At 70.6% G+C, this 17,809-nt stretch carries 13 protein-coding genes; 9 read left to right on the forward strand and 4 right to left on the reverse strand.

Annotated features, from left to right (window positions below; all coding sequences use genetic code 11):
• Positions 1–214 precede the first annotated feature (214 nt).
• Entirely contained in the window at positions 215–1,738 is a 1,524-nt protein-coding gene (locus tag AB0E62_RS22150) for a fatty acid--CoA ligase family protein (RefSeq protein ID WP_362196236.1), read from the forward strand.
• A gap of 53 nt (positions 1,739–1,791) precedes the next feature.
• Here AB0E62_RS22150 and AB0E62_RS22155 read toward each other — a convergent pair whose 3' ends face one another.
• Positions 1,792–2,499 (reverse strand): response regulator transcription factor, encoded by a 708-nt coding sequence (locus AB0E62_RS22155; RefSeq protein WP_362196305.1) that lies wholly within the window; start codon positions 2,497–2,499, stop codon positions 1,792–1,794.
• Between the two features lie 107 nt (positions 2,500–2,606).
• Positions 2,607–3,488, reverse strand: coding sequence for a histidine kinase (locus AB0E62_RS22160; RefSeq protein ID WP_362196239.1), 882 nt, complete (start codon positions 3,486–3,488; stop codon positions 2,607–2,609).
• Positions 3,489–3,616: 128 nt separating this feature from the next.
• On the opposite strand from AB0E62_RS22160, the gene AB0E62_RS22165 reads away from it, so the two are divergent.
• The 6 genes from AB0E62_RS22165 (at position 3,617) to AB0E62_RS22190 (ending at position 14,171) form a co-directional block, all read left to right on the forward strand.
• On the forward strand, positions 3,617–4,360 hold the full coding sequence (locus AB0E62_RS22165) for an ABC transporter ATP-binding protein (protein WP_362196242.1): 744 nt from the start codon (positions 3,617–3,619) through the stop codon (positions 4,358–4,360).
• Positions 4,357–6,702, forward strand: coding sequence for an ABC transporter permease (locus AB0E62_RS22170; RefSeq protein ID WP_362196245.1), 2,346 nt, complete (start codon positions 4,357–4,359; stop codon positions 6,700–6,702). Before AB0E62_RS22165 ends, AB0E62_RS22170 begins: the two co-directional genes overlap by 4 nt.
• 865 nt (positions 6,703–7,567) lie before the next feature.
• A complete protein-coding gene (locus AB0E62_RS22175) occupies positions 7,568–8,926 on the forward strand; it encodes a cytochrome P450 (protein WP_362196248.1) in 1,359 nt (452 codons plus the stop codon).
• A gap of 31 nt (positions 8,927–8,957) precedes the next feature.
• Positions 8,958–9,965 (forward strand): pentalenene synthase, encoded by a 1,008-nt coding sequence (locus AB0E62_RS22180; RefSeq protein WP_362196251.1) that lies wholly within the window; start codon positions 8,958–8,960, stop codon positions 9,963–9,965.
• Between the two features lie 64 nt (positions 9,966–10,029).
• Complete coding sequence (locus tag AB0E62_RS22185; RefSeq protein ID WP_362196254.1) at positions 10,030–11,229, forward strand: cytochrome P450; 1,200 nt, start codon at positions 10,030–10,032, stop codon at positions 11,227–11,229.
• Positions 11,230–11,531: 302 nt separating this feature from the next.
• Entirely contained in the window at positions 11,532–14,171 is a 2,640-nt protein-coding gene (locus AB0E62_RS22190; RefSeq protein WP_362196257.1) for a SpoIIE family protein phosphatase, read from the forward strand.
• Between the two features lie 504 nt (positions 14,172–14,675).
• Here the strand turns inward: AB0E62_RS22190 and AB0E62_RS22195 are convergent.
• Complete coding sequence (locus AB0E62_RS22195) at positions 14,676–15,131, reverse strand: VanZ family protein (RefSeq protein WP_362196260.1); 456 nt, start codon at positions 15,129–15,131, stop codon at positions 14,676–14,678.
• Positions 15,132–15,883: 752 nt separating this feature from the next.
• Positions 15,884–16,057: a CsbD family protein gene (locus tag AB0E62_RS22200; protein WP_362196263.1), complete on the reverse strand. Its 174-nt coding sequence runs from the start codon at positions 16,055–16,057 to the stop codon at positions 15,884–15,886.
• Between the two features lie 241 nt (positions 16,058–16,298).
• On the opposite strand from AB0E62_RS22200, the gene AB0E62_RS22205 reads away from it, so the two are divergent.
• Both AB0E62_RS22205 and AB0E62_RS22210 read left to right on the forward strand, forming a co-directional pair.
• Entirely contained in the window at positions 16,299–16,469 is a 171-nt protein-coding gene (locus AB0E62_RS22205; RefSeq protein ID WP_030775946.1) for a DUF5670 family protein, read from the forward strand.
• Between the two features lie 708 nt (positions 16,470–17,177).
• Positions 17,178–17,300, forward strand: coding sequence for a hypothetical protein (locus AB0E62_RS22210; RefSeq protein ID WP_362196266.1), 123 nt, complete (start codon positions 17,178–17,180; stop codon positions 17,298–17,300).
• Positions 17,301–17,809 lie beyond the last annotated feature (509 nt).

Below are 17,809 nucleotides of genomic sequence, written 5' to 3' on the forward strand. Positions count from 1 at the left end.
GGGGGCGGGAAAGACGGTACTTGACGGTTAAAGCACGGAGCCACCCCCAGTGCCGTGTGATCTAGGTCACACGGCACTGGGGGTGGCACATTTCCTCCTTCCGTTAACGTGAAGGCGTGACGGGTGGGCCGGAGTGCCGAATGTGCCGGGCATGGGCGTTTTCCGGTCATTCACACCGCCTTTACGTCGGTTACCGGCCCAGAGTGGAGACGAAGTGGACGAAAAGCCCGGTGAAGTCTTTCCGCAAGCGCTCGTCGACGCCTTCCGCGACGCTCCTGGCCTGCCCGCTTTCGAGTACCGGGGGCGCGCGGTCACCAGGGGGCAGGTGCTCGCGCTGATCGCCGGGTTCGTGAGAGGTCTGCGCGGTGCGGGCCTGACCGCCGGATCCCGCGTGGTCCTCGACACCGGTGTCACACCCGAGGCGTTCGCCGTCCGCGTCGCCGCCCATGTCGTGGGCTGCCAGGTGGTGGCGCTGCGTCCCGGGCTGACCCGCGAGCACCTGCGCGACATCCTCGCCCGCGGAATCAGCGCCGTGGTGACGGACGACGCAGCGGGCCGGCCGGTACCGGCCGCCGCAGCGGGCGAGATCCCGCTGCTGGACACCGGCGGCTTGTCACGGCTTCCGGCATCCGTCACGCCCGGCCCCGGGGACCTCACCGCCCGGGGCGACCGCGACGGCACCGGCGTCATCCACCTCACCAGCGGCAGCACCGGCCGGCCCAAGGGCACGATGGTGACCTACGGTGCCCTGTCGGAGGGCTGGGCCCTGCAACCCGGCCGCTGGACCGACCGCACCCGGCGCCTCGCGGCACGGTACGCGCGCTTCCTGCTCTTCGGCACGCTCAGCAGCGCCGTCATGTTCGAACACGTGTGTCTGTCGCTGCTGGGCGGAGGCACCGCCGTCATCCCGGACCAACCCCTGCGGTTCCCCGAGGTCTTCGCCGAGCACCGCATCAGCGCCTGCATGACGACGGTGCCGCGCCTGTACGGCATCCTCGACGCCGCCCGCGACAGGGTCGTCGACACCAGCAGCCTGCGCGCCCTCGTCGTCGCCGGCTCCCCGCTCGCCCCGCACCGGCTGACCGAGGCGGCCGAGCTGCTCGGACCGGTGGTCCACCACGCCTACGGCCAGACGGAGACGGGCATGCTGACCATCCTCGAACCCGAGGAACTGGCAGCCGACCCCGGCCTCGCCGACAGCGTCGGGCGCCCACTCGACACCGTCGAGATGACCGTGCGGGATCCTGGTGGACGAGAGCTCCCCGAGGGCCGGACGGGAGAGGTGTGGGTCCGGCTGGCGGACGCCTTCCGCGGCTACTGGGAGGACCCCCGGGAGACCGCGGAAGTCCTGCGGGACGGCTGGGTCCGCACCCGGGACCTCGGCCGGCTCGACGCGCGGGGGTATCTGCGTCTGTCCGGACGCACGCGCGACATCGTCATCGTCAACGCCGTCGTCCACTACGCGGGCCCCATAGAGCGGGTCCTGGCCTCCCATCCGGACATCGACCAGGCATACGTCGTCGGAGTCCCGGACGACCGCACCGGCGAGGCGATCCACGCCTTCGTGGTCCCGCGTCCCGGCGCCGTACCCGGCGCGGACGCCATGCGCGAACTGGTGGCCCGGGAACTGGGGGAGGCCGCCGCCCCGGCCCGTGTCGTCAGCATCACGGAGGTGCCCGTGGCACCGAGCGGCAAGCCGGACAAGGCGGCGCTGCGCGCGTTGCCGGAGGTCCCCTGACCGGACACGGGCTGTCTCGGCGGGCGCGGATGCCCGCGACCGGGGGAGGGGTGTCATTCGGCGGTGGCGCCGCCGGGGGCGACCAGGCCCGTCTCGTAGGCGAAGATGACGGCTTGGGCGCGGTCGCGGAGGGCGAGCTTGGCGAAGATCCGGGCGACGTGGGTCTTCACGGTGGCCTCGCTGAGGGTGAGGGTGTCGGCGAGTTCGGTGTTCGACAGGCCCCGGCCCATGAGGACCAGCACCTCGCGTTCGCGGGGTGTCAGCAGAGCGAGGTCGCGGTGGAGCGAGGGTGTGCGGTCCACGGACGCCGCAGTGGCGGGCCGGCGACCCGTCTCGGCTCGGCCGGCCTCGTGGGTGGTCGCGCAGCGTTCGACCAGACGGCGGGTGATCGAGGGGGCGAGCAGCGCGTCGCCCGTGTTCACGAGTCGCACGGCTGCGGCGAGATGGGCGGCGGTGACGTCCTTGAGCAGGAAGCCGCTCGCCCCGGCGGCGAGCGCCGCGTAGACGTAGCGGTCGAGGTCGAACGTGGTGAGCATGAGGACCCGGCAGCGTGGGAGCAGCCGCAGGACGCGCTTGGCGGCTTCCAGGCCGTCCATACGGGGCATGCGGATGTCCATCAGGAGGACGTCCGGGCGCAGCCGTTCGGCTTCCGCGACGGCTTGTACGCCGTCCGCGGCCTCACCGACGACCTCGATGCCGCGCGAGGTGAGGATGAGGCGGAAGCCGGTTCGGATGAGTTCCTCGTCGTCGGCGATGAGCACGCGCGGGGCAACGGTTTTCCTGTCCGGGTCCGGTCCTGGCTCCTGGGTGTCCCACGTCCGGTCCGGGGCGTGGGGGTCGGGGATGCGGCGGTCGGCGGCGGGCCGGGTCACAGGCGCTCCAGGGGGATGCGTGCGCGGACCCGGTACCCGCCTCCGACACGGCGTCGGGCGTCGAAGTGGCCCCCGTAGACAGCGACGCGCTCACGCAGACCGATCAGGCCGTGCCCCGCTCCGTCGTTCCGGCGTTGACGGCCACCGGATCGTGCTGCCGTGCCCGGGGGACCGGCGGACAGGACGCTCGGTCCGCTGTTGAGCACCTCCACCCGCAGACTGTGGTCCGCATAGCGCACCATCACGGTTGCCGTGCCACCGTCGCCGTGCTTGAGCGCGTTGGTCAGTGCCTCCTGCACGACCCGGTAGGCGGTGACGTCGATGCCGGGCGGCAGCGGGCGCGGTTCGCCGGAGATGCGCACCTCGACGGGGAGCCCGGCGAAGGCGATCCGGTCGACCAGGGTGCCCAGTTGACTCAGGCTCGGCTGGGGTGCGAGTGCGGAGGGGGTGCCCTCGCCGTCCCGCCCGGTCCGGTCGTCGTCACCGTCCGCCGACGGTGCCAACAGGCCCAGAAGGTGCCGCAGTTCGGTCATCGCCTCGCGTCCGGCACCCTCTACGGCCCGCAGCGCGGTGTCCGCCGCGTCCGGCAGGGCGGCGAGCACCTCGCGGGCCGCGGTCGCCTGCACGACCATCAGACTGACCTTGTGGCTGACGATGTCGTGCAACTCCCGTGCGATACGGGCACGTTCGGCCGCCACCGCCGTACGGGCGGCAGCCTCCCGCTCGCGCTCCAGCAGCCAGCTCCGGTCCTCCAGCACCCTGCGGTAGCGGCGGTGAGCGCGCGCCAGCAGCAGGGTGGCGCCCCCGGTCACCGCCAGGCTCACGGTCGTGAGCGCGGTGAGCAGCAGGCCCGTCTCCGATCTCCACACGTCGTTCATCGTGCCAGCCTGCCGAGGAGTGAGCATCCCTCTCCGGGGCCACCCCGTACATCGCCAGGATGACCGCGGCCGCGGGATACCTCCGGGGGCTGACGCCCGGCAAGCCCACGCCGCCTACCGTCCCTGTCATGACCACCAAAGACAACTGCGGCACGACCGCGGAAGCCGGTCAGGCCGCCGTGCACGAGCAGGGCGTCGTCCGGGTGAGCGCCCTGCGCAAGGAGTACGGCGACACTGTCGCCCTGAACGGGGTGTCGCTGGAGATCGGCGCCGGGGAGGCGGTCGCGGTGATGGGACCGTCAGGCTGCGGCAAGTCCACCCTGCTCAACATGATCGCCGGCCTGGACCGGCCGAGCGCCGGGCAGGTGCACGTGCACGGCGAGGACCTGGGTGCGAAGAACGAGACAGGGCTGGCGCTCTTCCGGCGCCGCCGGATCGGCATGATCTTCCAGTTCTTCAATCTCATCGACGACCTGCCCACGATCGACAACGTCGCCCTGGCCGCCCAGCTCACCGGAACGCCCACCCGGCAGGCCCGGCGCCGGGCACTGGAGCTGCTGGACGAACTCGGCATCGCCGACCGCAGGAACGTCTACCCCGCCGCGCTGAGCGGCGGCGAGCGCCAGCGAGCGGCGGTGGCCCGCGCGCTGATGAACCGCCCGGCGCTGCTGCTCGCGGACGAACCCACCGGCGCGCTGGACAGCCACGCGGGTGAGCAGGTGATGGACCTGCTCATCGACCTCAACGAACTCGGACAGACGCTGTTGCTGGTGACGCACGACCAGACACTGGCCGCCCGCTGTGCCGGCCGCCTGGTGATGATGGCGGACGGCCGGATCACCGGCGAGCGGACCCTGGAGCGGTCGGCATGAACGCGGTGTGGCGGGCCTCCCGCGCGGCCGTGCGCCGGCGCCGGCTGCAGACTTCCGTGATCGCCGTGGTGGTCCTCGTGTCCAGCACGGCCCTGGTGGTCGCCCTCGGCCTGCTCGACGTCGCGTCCGGCCCCTTCGACCGGATCTTCGGCCAGGCGCACGGCGCACACGTCGTCGCCACCTTCGACGCGGCGAAGGTCTCCGGCGCGGAGCTGGAACGGACCGCGGAACGTCCGGGTGTACGGGCTTCCGCCGGGCCGTTTCCGCAAGCCGTGATCGACATGCCGGAAAGCGCGGCGTCCCAGATGCCCGGAATGGCGCCCGGCCCCCTGACAGTCGTCGGGCGGGCGGACCCCGACGGCGACGTCGACCGACTGGACCTGTTCGCCGGGCACTGGTCCACCGGTCCGGGCCAGATCGTGCTGGCGCTGCCGGACGCGCCCGGGCTGGGGAACGGGCCGCACTCGCCGCTGGGCAAGCGGATCCGACTGCCCGGACAGCGGCCCCTGACCGTGGTGGGCCTTGCCGCCAGTGTGAGCGGCACTGCGCAGGCATGGGTCTCCCCGCAGCAGATCAGGGCCCTGCACCCCACGACGTACCAGATGCTCTACCGGTTCGACCGAGCCGCGACAACCCGTCAGATCACCGAGGGAACTTCGACGGTGAACGCCGGTCTGCCCTCCGGAGCGCTGGTCGCCCACCAGTCGTACCTGACCTTGAAGGCGCAGGTCGCGGCCAACCCCAACGCCTACATACCGTTCCTCCTGGCCTTCGGTATCCTCGGCCTGCTGGTGGCCGTCCTGATCGTGGGCAACGTGGTCAGCGGCGCCGTCGTCTCCGGCTTCCGGCACATCGGCGTGCTCAAGTCCCTGGGCTTCACGCCCCGACAGGTCGTCGCGGTCTACCTGGTGATGGTCTGCGCCCCCGCCACGGCGGGCGCGCTGGCCGGCACGGCCCTGGGGGGAGTGGTCGCGCCGTCGCTGCTGCACCAGGTCTTCCAGGGCGCACAGCTCGGCACCGCGACCGTGCACCCGACGATCGGCCCCTGGGCGTACGCGACCGCCGCACTCGGCATGCCCCTGACGGTGCTGCTGGCCGCGCTGGTCCCGGCCCTGCGCGCACACCGGCTGTCCGCGGCACGCGCGATGAGCGCGGGCGGCGCACCGCACGCCGGACGGGGACCGGCGGTGCACCGGTGGTTGAGCGGGGTGCGCCTGCCGCGCCCGGTGACGCTGGGCCTGGGCCTGCCCCTCGCCCGGCCCGGACGGGCGCTGCTCACCGTCGCCTCGGTCCTGCTCGGCGTGGCCACGGTGACCTTTGCCACCGGCCTGTCGGCCACCATGGTCTCCTACGGCCGCGCGGAACAGGACTACGGCGATGCACAGTCGACCGTCTGGCGAGGGCAGGCCAGATTCGGTCAGACCGCTCCGCGGCACGACGACGCCGTGACGCAGAATCTCCTGCGCTCTCTGCCGCAGGTCTCAGACGTGGCCGCAGTGGGCTTCATCAACGTACGGATCCTCGGCCGGAGCGAAGGAGTGGCGATCGAGGGTGTGCGCGGGGGGCCGGCCACTGCCCCGGACAGCCTGGCGCGGGGCCGCTGGACGAGCGGACCCGGTGAAGTGGTGGCCTCCGGCAGATTCCTCGCCAAACAGGGGCTACGGCTCGGTGAATCCTTCACGCTCACCACGGCGGACGGCCGCCAGGAGCGCGTGACCCTGGTCGGGGAGATCCTGGCCGGCCCGGCGGACCGGGTGCGCGCGGACTGGTCGACGGTGACCGCTCTGGCACCGGACGCGCAGGCCAACCAGTACTGGGTACACCTCACCCACGGCACCGACTTCAACGCCTACGCGAAAGCCGTACAAGCCGCCGACCCGGGGCTCTACCCGACAAGGAACACCATGCTGAACGCGGACGCCGTGGCCGTCGTCGGCTCCGCCTCCGCACTGACCCTGATGCTGACCCTGGTCGCGGCGATGGGCGTGTTCAACACCGTCGTACTCAACGCACGGGAACGCCGGCGCGACCTCGGAATGCTCAAGTCGATCGGCATGACGCCACGCCAGGTCACGGTGATGATGGTGGTGTCCATGGCCGGACTCGGGCTGGTCGGCGGGATCCTCGGACTGCCGCTCGGCGTCGCCGCGTACCATGTGGTTGTTCCGATCACCGAGCACGCGGCCCAACTCACCTTCCCGGACCGGATGCTGGACGTGTGGCACCCAGGGATGATGACACTGCTGGTGCTGGCCGGGGTGGCGATCGCCGCACTGGGTGCGGTGCTGCCGGCGCGTGCGGCGGGCCGGCAGACCATCGCCCGCGTCCTGCACACCGAGTGACAGTCGGCGATCCTCCCTGCTGATGCGTCGACGCGTCAGACAAGTCCTTCGTCGGCCCGGACGCACCGCGGTGCCGGAAGCCAGGACCACGCCGGTGTCCGTGCCGGCCGGTGCCGTCCGCACCTGTTCGAGGAGCAACAACACAGCAGCTTGCCCTCATCTCCACCACCGCTGTGGCCCGCCCAGCGTCCCGGCCCGCACGCGGGCCGGGACGCTGGTCATCACCTGTGCTCCGCCACCGGCGCTCTCCGCCCAGGGAACCCGGAGAGGGTGCCACCCCGGCTGGTCATTCCCGGGGCGAGGCATCAGGCCGCCGTTCTCCGCCGCGGCGTCCATGCACGTCTGCCGGCCGCAGTTCAACTCGCTGACGACCTCGCCGAGCCTGAGCTGTACGCGGAGATCCCGCCTGAACGGACCGAGAGGCCGTGGTCCTGTCGACCGGCGTCCGGGGCGGCGTGCTGATCCTCTTGGCCACGGTTGCCCACCCACCTGGAGGCCGCGATGGACCCGGGCATCGCCCACCTCCGCGCTGCCGCCCGCCGCGGACCGGTGACTACCTCTGCGGCCGGCCGGGAACAAGCAGCCGTCACAAGGCCGAGAGGGCCGGGGCGCTGTCTCAATCGGCGTCGAACGCGGTCGGCACGGCCACGGACACACCGGCCGGCGACCTGAATCACCGGGCCATGACCTACGGCTCGACTCACTTCGGTGTGATCGGCCGGCTCGCTCCCGCAGTCACATGACTGATGCGCCGACGCGCGGCCGCGCAGCACAGTTGGGCCGACATCGTCGCCGCGCAACCCACCGGAACCGAATGCCGGTGACTCACCTGCGTTTCCAGTTCACTTCGGAGGGGTCCATGCTCATGCGCACCACCACCGCTCCCGCGGCGGCGCCCGTTGCGCCGGGCCGCTTTCCCCTGCTCGGCCACCTGCCGCAATTGGCCGTCAGACGGGTGGACTTCCTGCAATCGGTCAGGGCACAGGGCGACATCGTCAGGATATTCCTCGGGAGTCGGCCGGTGTTCGTCCTGAACTCCCCGGAGGCCGTCCACGACGTCCTCGTCACGCAGGGCAGGAAGTTCGGCAAAGGGCTGCTGTTCGACGTCGCGCGGCCCTTCATCGGGAACGGCATCATCACGTCCGAGCGTGATGTCCACCGGCGACAACGGCGGGCCCTCCAGCCCGCTTTCCACCGTGACAGCATCGCCGCGTGCGTCGGGACGATGACCGGCGTCGCCGAAGGGCAGGTGTCGGCCTGGAAACCGGGCGAGGTGATCGCCATGGATCTGGTGATGCGCCGGATGATGACGGGCATGCTCGTCGCGACCCTGTTCAGCACCGGACGCCCGGACGGCGCCAAGGGCGTGGCCGAGTTGGGGGAGCGGGTCGCGGAGCACCTGACCACGGTGATGCGCGGCGTCTTCGTGGGCACTGTCCTGCCCACGCAGATCGCGTCCTCACCTTTGCTGGGACACCGCAAGTACCTGTCCGCGGCCGCGGCGCTGCGCGAACTCGCCGACACCGCCGTCCGGCAGGCCCGCCAGGACCCCGCCGACCGCGGCGGCCTGCTGTCGATCATGTTCGCCGGCACCCCCGGCAATCCGCGGGGAATGACCGACGCGGAGGCCCGCGACGAGCTGCTGTCCCTTCTCATGGCCGGTGCCGAGACCACGTCGACCACTCTGTCCTGGGCGCTCCACGAACTCGGCAGGCGCCCGGAGATCACCGAGCGGATCAAAGCCGAGTGCGACGCGCTGCCCGCGGATGTCCTGCCCGACGCCGCGACGCTTCCCTTCACCGACCGGTTCCTCCGGGAGGTGCTGCGCCTGCACCAGCCCAACTGGCTGCTCATGCGGCGCGCGTCGGAGCCCGTGCGGGTCCGCGGCGTCGAGCTCCCGCAGGGGGCCGAGCTGATCTACAGCGCGGTGACGATGCACCGGGACCCGGCGTACTTCCCGGACCCTCTGTGCTTCGATCCGGACCGGTGGCTCAGCCGTACCGAGAAGGATCTTCCACCGGGCGCCTACGTCCCGTTCGCGCTGGGCAACCGGAAGTGCATCGGCGACCACTTCGCGATGACCGAGATGCTGGTCGTCCTCCGCTCGATCGTCTCGCGGTGGCGACCGCGGCCGGTCGCGGGGCGCCGGGTCCGGCCGGTTGTCCAAGCGCTGATCCGGCCCAACGCGCTGCCCATGCGCGTCTCACCCTGGCCGGCCCGCTGAACCGGCCCCCATTCTGGAGGTGCACCCCACCATGACATCGACGGCAGAGGTGACCGTGCCCGGGCCCGTGTCCGTGTCCGTGTCCGAGGACGGTTCCGGGCCCCCGGCCCCGGCTCCCGTCCCTTTCCCCCGCCGGATCAGTGCGGACTTCCGGGCCGCCCACGAGCGCCACCTCACCTGGCCGAAGTCCTTCGGCTTCCTGTCTTCGGAAGAGGAGGAGACCCATCACCTCAAGGGCCAGTTCCCGCTGATAGCGGCCATGTTCTATCCGAACGCGACCGGAGACGAACTGGACCTCGGGGTCGACCAGCAGAGCTGGTACTTCCTGTTCGACGACGCACTCGACGAGCAGTGGGGACGGTCGCCCGACCGGGTCCGCCACCTCGTCGGACTCGTCAAGGAGGGCATCGGCGGTGAGGCCTCCCCGCTCCCCCTGGCCGGTGCCTTCGCGGACATGCGACGACGCAGCTGCCGGGACATGCCCGCGGACTGGATCCAGCGGTCCGCGGCCCACTGGTCCTCCTACCTCGACCACCATGTCCACGAGGCGATCAGCCGACAGACCGGAACCCCCATGTCTCTCGGCACATATCTGCGCGTCCGGTGCCACACCATCGGCGTGGCACCGGTCATCGATCTCGCCGAACGCCTGTCCTCGTGTGTCCTCCCGGACCGCCTGTACATGCTGCCGCACCTGTCGGTCATGCGCGAGATGACGAAGACGTTCATCATCTGCGACAACGACATCGTCTCCCTGGACAAGGACGCGGCTCTGGGGGAGCGGAACAACCTCGTGCTCTGCCTGGAACGGGAGTACGGGATCTCCCGGCCGGAAGCGATCCAGGAGGTCCTTCGCCGCCAGGACGAAGCCCTCCAACTGTTCACCGGCGCCCACCGCGCCCTTCTCGGTGCCACGGCCACGAGCCGCCTCGACCCGGCCGAACGCGACCTGCTGCGGCGCTACTGCACCGAGGCACTGCAGACCACCGTCCGCGGCGCCTACGACTGGCACCACACCTCCACCCGGTACCGCGTATAGGCCGACGCGGGCCACCACGACACCACGGCGTTCCCGGGACCGACACAGTTGAGGAGCATGCAGCATGCCCGATCGGCGTCCAGCGTCCTTCGTAGCCTCCGAACGGGACGGGACCTGCCCGTTCGCCCCGTCCCCGGACCTCCTGCGCATGCGCGACGAAGGCGGCCCGCAGCGGCTGCGCGTCGTCCACCCGGTGCACGGCGAGATCGAAGCCGTAGTCCTCACCAGGTACGACGACGTCCGGGCCGCCTTCGCGGACGAACGCCTGGTGACGGGCAACGGCATCGACCCGACGCTGCCGCGTACCCTGTTCAACCACCCGGGCTTCCTGCCCGCGTACAGCGGTCCGGATCACACCCGCCTCCGCCGCATGCTCACCGGCAGCTTCACCGTCCGCCGGGTCGAGCGACTGCGGCCCGCGATCGAGTCGATGGTCTCCGACCATCTCGACGCCATGGTGGACCACGGCCCCGTCGCCGACCTGGTCGAGGCGTTTGCCCTGCCCATCCCATCACTGGCGATCTGCGAACTGCTCGACGTCCCGTACGAGACACGGTCCATGTTCCAGCGCTGCTCCCAAGTGATCATGGACGGGACGGCCGACGCCGACCGCCTGGTGGCCGCCTCGGCCGAACTGAACGCGGCCATGGCGGAGATCGTCACCCGCAACCGCGCCACCCCCGGGAGGGGAGTGCTGGGCACGGTGGTACGGGAGTACGGCGCCGAGCTCACCGACGACGAACTCATCGGATTCGGAACCACCCTCCTCGTCGGGGGACACGAGACCACGGCGACCATGCTTGCCCTGAGCGTGCTGGCCCTGCTCCGCGATCCGGAGCAACTCGCATCCCTCCGTGACGACCCCACAGTGGCGGGGACGGCCGTGGAGGAACTCCTGCGCCATCTCGCCATCCCGGCACCGCTCCTGCGCACGGCCGTGGCCGACATCGACCTCAACGGCAACAGGATCGACGCCGGCGAGCACGTATTGCTCTCTCCGCTGACCGCGAACCGTGACCCCGGCTTCGTCCCCGAGCACCCCGACGACCTCGACCTCCGCCGCCGCCCGGTCGCCCAGCTGTCCTTCGGCTTCGGCGTCCACCAGTGCCTCGGCCAGCAACTGGCCCGACTGGAACTGAAGATCGCCCTGCCGGCCCTGCTCCGCCGCTTTCCCACCCTCAGACTCGCCGTCCCGGAAACGGCCCTCCGCTTCCGCCAAGGTTCAACCGTCTACGGTGTGGAGGCACTCCCGGTCACCTGGTGACCACCGTCCCCGCCGTCTGTCCCCGGTTCCTCCGCGTTGCGGAAGTATGTGTCGCGGGACGCCGACGTGGTCCCCGAGACACGTGTGCCTGATCAGCTCTGCGGGCCAGAGCAGACTCGCGCGGCTCCGACCTGATGAGATGGTGCACGACCCCGCAAGGACACCGTGTCCAGCCACGCGCCCACGACCTGACGTCACTCACCTCCTCACCCGTGATCCCAGGAGCGAGATATGTCCCGCACTGGTGGATCACACTGCACGGACGGGTTAGTTTTTCGCTTCTCAGAGGGATTGATAGCGCTATGGATAGCTCTAGTCCATCCGGAGTTCTCATTCGGCGTTTCCCTCCGGAGACGCGCAGTGCGCCGCTGGCCCGGCGGTTCGTGCGGTCGGCGTTGCAGGGTGTCGCGCCGGAGGTGGTGGACACCGCCGAGCTGCTGACCAGCGAACTGGTGACCAACGCGGTGCTGCACGCGCGCACCGAGGTGGAGGTGCGGGTCGGGTCGCACGAGGGACAAGTGCGCGTACGAGTCGGCGACGACCGGCCGGACCGCCCGCTCGTGCCGCGGGACCCCAGACCGTATGCCGGTGTCGGTCGGGGCCTTGCTGTGGTCGAGGAGCTGGCTTCCAGCCATGGAGCCCATATCTGGGAGGGCCGCAAGACGGTCTGGTTCGAGCTGTGGCCCAAGGCCCCGGCGCCGCCGACGTCCGGGTGGGAGTCCGTGCCCACGCGCGGCCGAACCGCCGTCGTGACACTGGTCGACATGCCCTACATCGTGTTCCGCGCGGCGCAGCAGCACGGTGACGAGCTGCTGCGCGAACTGATGTTGACCACACGTGTCGAGGAGCGTGCTGGAGTGTCGGTCCCCGAGCTGCTCGTCGCCGGCGATGTGGCCAACGTCATCAACGCGTGCGTGTCATCCGCGCTGGAGGAGACGGTCACCGGCGGCGCCACGGTGACCCTGGACGTCGCGTTCCCGTTGGACGCCGCACCAGCCGTGGACACGTTGCGGCACGTGCTCGAACAAGGAGACGCGGCGGCGCAGCTGGGGTCCCTGCTCATCCTCCCGGCTGCGCCGCACGTGCGGAGCCACTACCAGTGGGTGCTCGACCAGCTGGTCACTCAACTCTCCGGAGGCCCGCCCACCGCGTGGACGCTGCTGCCCGGCGTGTCGGACGCGGCCTCCGTCGAACTGGCACCGTGGGACGCCGGCGACGTGGAGGACAGCAGTGTCCCGACTGTCGCGGCCGACGACGACGGCCGGATCATCGCGGCCAACGCCGCCCTGGCCGACCTGTTGGGTTGGCAGACCGACGAGCTGATCGGCAGGCCGTTGACTGTACTGATTCCCGAACACCTGCGCGAGCGTCATCGGGCTGGATTCACCACGCTGCGGCTGACCGGTCGGTCCCGCATCATGGGCCGGTCCATCCCGCTCCCGGCGTTGCACCGCGACGGCAGCCTGGTCCATGTGCGTCTGCACGTCCAGAGCCAGGAGGCGGTGGACGGCCGCACGGTGCGGGTCGGCCAGTTCATGCCCAGAGCGACGGCTCCCGGGGAGGACCGCCCGGTGCCACGCCCTGATCCCGGGCCCTCGGTGCGGCTGCACACCGGCGCGGCAGCGGCGCCGCCGGCGGGCGGGGACGAGGCGACACGGTCCTGGGAGCGGTTGAGCCTGCTGGCCGACACCATCAGTGCGCTGTCGAGCACACTCGACTTGCGCGAGGGACTGCGCCGGGTGTGCCACGTCCTCACCCGGCAGATGGCCACCTGGTGCGTGGTCGACCTGCTCGACGAGCACGGAGACGCCGAACGGGTCTGCGTCGTCCACCGCGACCCCCGGGCACTGAACGCCGGCGTGGACCTCGGCAGGCTTCCCCCGGTGTCCGAGAACGCGCGAGGACCGCTGGCCCGGGTACTGAACGGCGCCGGCCCCCTGCTGATCACCGACATTCCCTCACCGGACCAGGCAGAAAGCGCCCTGGACGCCCGGCAGTTGAGACTGTTCGAGCAACTGGGCGCCAGCAGCACGATCATGGCGCCACTGCGGGCCCGGCGCGAGGTGCTGGGCGCCCTGATCGTCGTACGTACCGGCCACGGCGACCCCTTCACCGAACAGGACGCGCTCCTCGTCGCCGACCTCGTCAAAGGCATCTCGCTGAGCGTCGACAACGCCCGTCTGCACCAGCACACCCGTACCGCGGCCGAGCGCCTTCAGCGTTCCCTGCTGCCCCGCCTCCCGCACATCCCGTCCATGGAGATCACCGCACGCTACGCCCCGTCCAGTACCACCGCCCAGGTCGGCGGCGACTGGTTCGACGCCTTCACCCTGCCCGACGGCGACACGGCCCTGGTCATCGGAGACGTGGCCGGGCATGATCTGAACGCCGCCGTGACGATGAGCCAACTGCGCAACATGCTCCGCGGCATCGCCGTCGACTGCCAGGAATGGCCCTCAGAAGTACTGCGCCGCCTCGATCTCGCGACCCTCACCCTGTACCCGCACTCCACCGCGACCTGCGCCTACGCCGTCGTGAAAGGCCCTCACAACGGCCCATGGGAAGTGCGCCACTCATCCGCCGGACATCTCCCTCTGCTCCTGACGTGTCCGAACGGCGACACCCACTACCTCGAGTCCGCCTCCGGTCTTCTCATCGGCGTCGACAGCACCCTCCCCAGAACCACTGCCCGCGACCCGCTGCCGGCCCACTCAACCCTGCTCATGTTCACCGACGGCCTGATCGAACGCCCCGGAGAATCCCTCAGCGATGCCTTGAGCCGCCTGCGCCGGCACACCGCCGACCTCGCCCAGGCACCCCTCGACATCTTCTGCGACGAACTGATCCTCAGCCTCGGCGCCGGCAGCACCGACGACATCGCCCTCCTCGCCCTGCGCCCCACCCCGCCAGGCCCGTGGCCGACGGCCGTCCCCGGTGGCTGAGCCCTCTCGCACACCGTTCCCGAGGGAACCGCACGAACGGGACATGCGGGTGCCGGAGGTGATGGTCCGCTGACAGGCGGCCGGTCAGGGGCCGCTCACAGAGCTTGGCGCCGCCGCGGTGCGGCCGGTTCGGTCGGCTTGACCGAACCGGCCGCACCGCACTCGCCACGAGCCACCGTCCGAGACACTACCGATGCCTGGCGTCCACTCCCGCACAGCAAAGCCGATCCGAAGGGCGAACGGGTCCGCCCCGCCCGGAGCGGGCCCTCAAGCAGCCCGAAGCCGACTCGTCGCCGTCGGCTCCGCATCCGGCCGCCGGCTCCCGCTCCCCCCGGCGACGGAGCCGCACGCCCACAGCAGGGCGTCCGCGCCGATACACGAGCAGCACCGCCGCAACCGCGCCCGCACAGAAACCCGTACCGCCGACGCCACCGCGGGCACTTCTTCACCGCCCGGACCGGCCACCTGCGGCCCGAGCCCGCCAGCTCCGCCCCGCCGTTCGCGTCACGCGGCGTCCTCGCGGCGATCGTGCACCCGTCCGAGCCGGCGCCCCACCAACAGGTAACCGACCAACGCGCCGGACGTGTTGAGGATGACATCGTCCACGTCGAAGACCCGTCCGGTCACCAGGGCGCCCTGGGCCATCTCGACCAGCAGCATCACCATAGCGGTCAGGAGCATCACCCGCCAGAATCCCCGGGCCCCCGGAGTGAGCACCGGCAGCAGCACCCCGAACGGCACGCCCAGCAGGAGGTTACCGCCTATCTGCTTGACGGTGTCCCGCAGATCGGGCTGGTCCAGATAGGCCTGGAGAGAGCGGCCGGGGTGCAGGTTGCTGTGCGTGAGGGAAGCCGAGGCCGGGGACGGCTCCAAGGTGATCCTGGCCAGTACGACGGCGAAGGCGACCATGAAGACGAAGGCACAGAGCATCGCCAATATCCGTACCGGCAACGGGAGCACGTGCCGGCGGCGGGAGCGGCGGACCGTCGTCTCCTCGGCGGCCCCCGCCCTGCCCGACCTTGCGCTCGATGCGGGGCCGGCCCACCGCCGCGCCCACACCCTCGGGAACAGTCCGTCGTGTCCGGTTGCCTTCGTCAGCGGGGTCCTCCCGGCACTCGCGGGCGGGTGTACCCCCGTCCCGGTCCGGCCCCGGCGGCCGAACCGGGCGAAGAGATTCGTCCGGGGCGCGCGGCCGCGAGAGGCCGCGCGCGAGGGCAAGGCGATGCGGGCCATGCGGGCCATCTGGTCCTCCAGTCGTCAACGACCCTGCGTCATCATGTGGTTGCCTGTCGGACCGGCGGCGTGCCGGTGAGTCGTCACCTGGAGGACACGCGTGCCTCCTCGGATCCGGGGGAGTGCAGCGGATTCGTCGGCGTACGCGGTAAGGGCAACATGCAGGACATCCGGCGGCCACTCTGCGCCCTTCTCCAGACCGACGACGACCTCGAAGGTGCCCGAGGCCGCCTCCGTACCGGGCAGATCTCTACGGGGCGTGGGCTTACGGGAAGTGATCAACCGACAGCCCTCCTTCCTGTCCTCCGGATGCCCCGAATCCGTACCGGACACGCGACACCGACGCGCCGTGCCCGGTGGCCCCGTGCCGACGCCAAGGTCTCCGGCCGGGCCGCCACGACCCGTCCACCGTCGCTACGGGACGAGAACACGGTGTCGGCAGACCAGATGTCCGGTCTGCCGACACAGGGTGGGACCGGTCAGCGGCGACCGGCCTCCTTGAGCGACTCCTTGTGCTCGCGAGCCTTGCCCACGGCCTCGGCGGCTTCGCCCTTGGCGACCAGCTTCGTGTTCCCGGCGGCCCGTCCGGCCGCCTGCGCGATCTTGCCGACGGCCTGCTCGGCCTTGGCCCGCGCCTTCTGACTGGCGGTCATGGTCACCCCTCCTCTGTTTCGGTGGGTCGTTCTGGCTGGCGCATGACCCCGCACGCCGCACGCAAACCCGAATCGTCATCCCTGACGAGTGACCGGCAAGTTGCCGCTGTGGTGCGGCAACTTGCCGGAAGGGGGGCCGTGCGCGGCATGCGTATGCCCCGTCAACGCGTGAAGTTAACTCGCACTTTGTGTGCTTGTAGAGGTGAAGTAAGGGCATCCGGTGGCCAGGAGGTTGATAACGATGGTTCCCCTGCTTCTGGTTCTTCTGCTGGCCCTGATCCTCTTCGGTGCGGGTTTCGCGCTCAAGGCGCTCTGGTGGATCGCGGTGATCGTGCTGGTGCTCTGGCTCCTGGGCTTCGTCGTACGGTCCGCGGACAGCACGGGCCGCAAGGGACGCTGGTACCGCTGGTAGGTACCGGCACACGGCGCGAGAAGCGCGGTTCACAGCGAAGGACGGGGTCCGGTCGGCGACGACCGGACCCCACTTCACTTCATGCGAGAGGGCTTCTCTGCGGGAGGGCCAGGCACATGCGGCGTACCAAACGTCCCAGGGGGTACGTGAGTGCTACACCGGCCCCGTAGAAGCAGCAGTGGGAACCCTGCGCCTCCTGGCTCAGCGGGGCCGGTGCCTGCCGTAACCGGCCCGGGGGTTCCGCTTCGGAGGTACGCGGCTCGTGCAACGCGTCGGCGAGCTGCGGCTCCGCGGGCGACCGCTCTGATTCTGAAGAGAACGGTCGGCGCCTCGGCCGCCGGTACTGCCGTTTGTGGTGCGCGGCTGTCTCCACGACTTGTGTGGCCGACTCCGCGGGCGGCTTCGTCGAGGCGAGGTGAGCCGGCAGTGCCTGTCGTCCTCCTTGACGAGGAAACCGGTGACGTGCTCGACGTTCCTCTTGTACGTATGGACATGCAACGCAATCACTGCCGGCGAGGGAATCAGGAGATGGCCCGTTGAAGTACAGGGATCCCGGGAATCGAGCCGAAGCCGAGGCGAACTGCACCGCGCCGGGGTTCCCGCACACGTTGAGCGCCCCCGAGCGACGGCACGGCCCGGTGCCACGGTGGAAGTCGACGACAGCCAGGATGATCACGCCGGCGGTCTCTATGTGAGGTCATTCTCCTCATGCAGGGGGCGTTGATCGGGATCCTGCGATTGGCCGGTTTCCGTGCCGTACCGGCCGAGGAGTTCGATGACATCGCCAAGGGCGATGTCTACGTCCATGCCGGTGCGCCGTCGTCTCCTTGAACGTCGCGCGGACGGGCGCTGCGCCGCACCACCCGGCGGGCCGCCTTCGAGACCGCGGTCACATTCGAGGGCCCCGGACGGTGACCCGGCGCACGGATCCGGGCGCGTGGCGTGAGCGAGTCGGTGAAGGACCCCACATGACGCACGTCACCTACGACCCGACGCCGTAGAGCGTTCCGCCCGATTCGCCCCCACTCCGCACCCCGCCTGACCTGCGGAATGAGACCCACGCCACATACTTAGCACTCCTCAGGAATCCGGCCACCACTAGTAAAAGGGGTCATTGCGGGCACCTTCCCGGGCTGCTTATCTGGATGACGTCGCCAGGCGCCACGAGCCCCGCAGCGGGCCGCGGCGCCGACACATGAACGGACCACCACCCACCGTGGCCCACCCATGCGAGCGACCCCCCTGTCCCCGACGCAAGAGGTACTCCGTGACCGTCTCCATCATCCGCCGCATCGCTTCCCCGAAGAAGGTCCTCACCACCGCCGCCGTGGCCGCCGCCA

It is taken from the genome of Streptomyces sp. NPDC038707 (assembly GCF_040636485.1).
Classification (GTDB): domain Bacteria; phylum Actinomycetota; class Actinomycetes; order Streptomycetales; family Streptomycetaceae; genus Streptomyces.

Coding starts and splice junctions, on each gene's coding strand:
- AB0E62_RS22160 (WP_362196239.1), bottom strand. CDS start 3,488: ATGAACGACGTGTGGAGATCGGAGACGGGCCTGCTGCTCACCGCGCTC.
- AB0E62_RS22165 (WP_362196242.1), top strand. CDS start 3,617: ATGACCACCAAAGACAACTGCGGCACGACCGCGGAAGCCGGTCAGGCC.
- AB0E62_RS22170 (WP_362196245.1), top strand. CDS start 4,357: ATGAACGCGGTGTGGCGGGCCTCCCGCGCGGCCGTGCGCCGGCGCCGG.
- AB0E62_RS22175 (WP_362196248.1), top strand. CDS start 7,568: ATGCGCACCACCACCGCTCCCGCGGCGGCGCCCGTTGCGCCGGGCCGC.
- AB0E62_RS22180 (WP_362196251.1), top strand. CDS start 8,958: ATGACATCGACGGCAGAGGTGACCGTGCCCGGGCCCGTGTCCGTGTCC.
- AB0E62_RS22185 (WP_362196254.1), top strand. CDS start 10,030: ATGCCCGATCGGCGTCCAGCGTCCTTCGTAGCCTCCGAACGGGACGGG.
- AB0E62_RS22190 (WP_362196257.1), top strand. CDS start 11,532: ATGGATAGCTCTAGTCCATCCGGAGTTCTCATTCGGCGTTTCCCTCCG.
- AB0E62_RS22200 (WP_362196263.1), bottom strand. CDS start 16,057: ATGACCGCCAGTCAGAAGGCGCGGGCCAAGGCCGAGCAGGCCGTCGGC.
- AB0E62_RS22205 (WP_030775946.1), top strand. CDS start 16,299: ATGGTTCCCCTGCTTCTGGTTCTTCTGCTGGCCCTGATCCTCTTCGGT.
- AB0E62_RS22210 (WP_362196266.1), top strand. CDS start 17,178: ATGCAGGGGGCGTTGATCGGGATCCTGCGATTGGCCGGTTTCCGTGCC.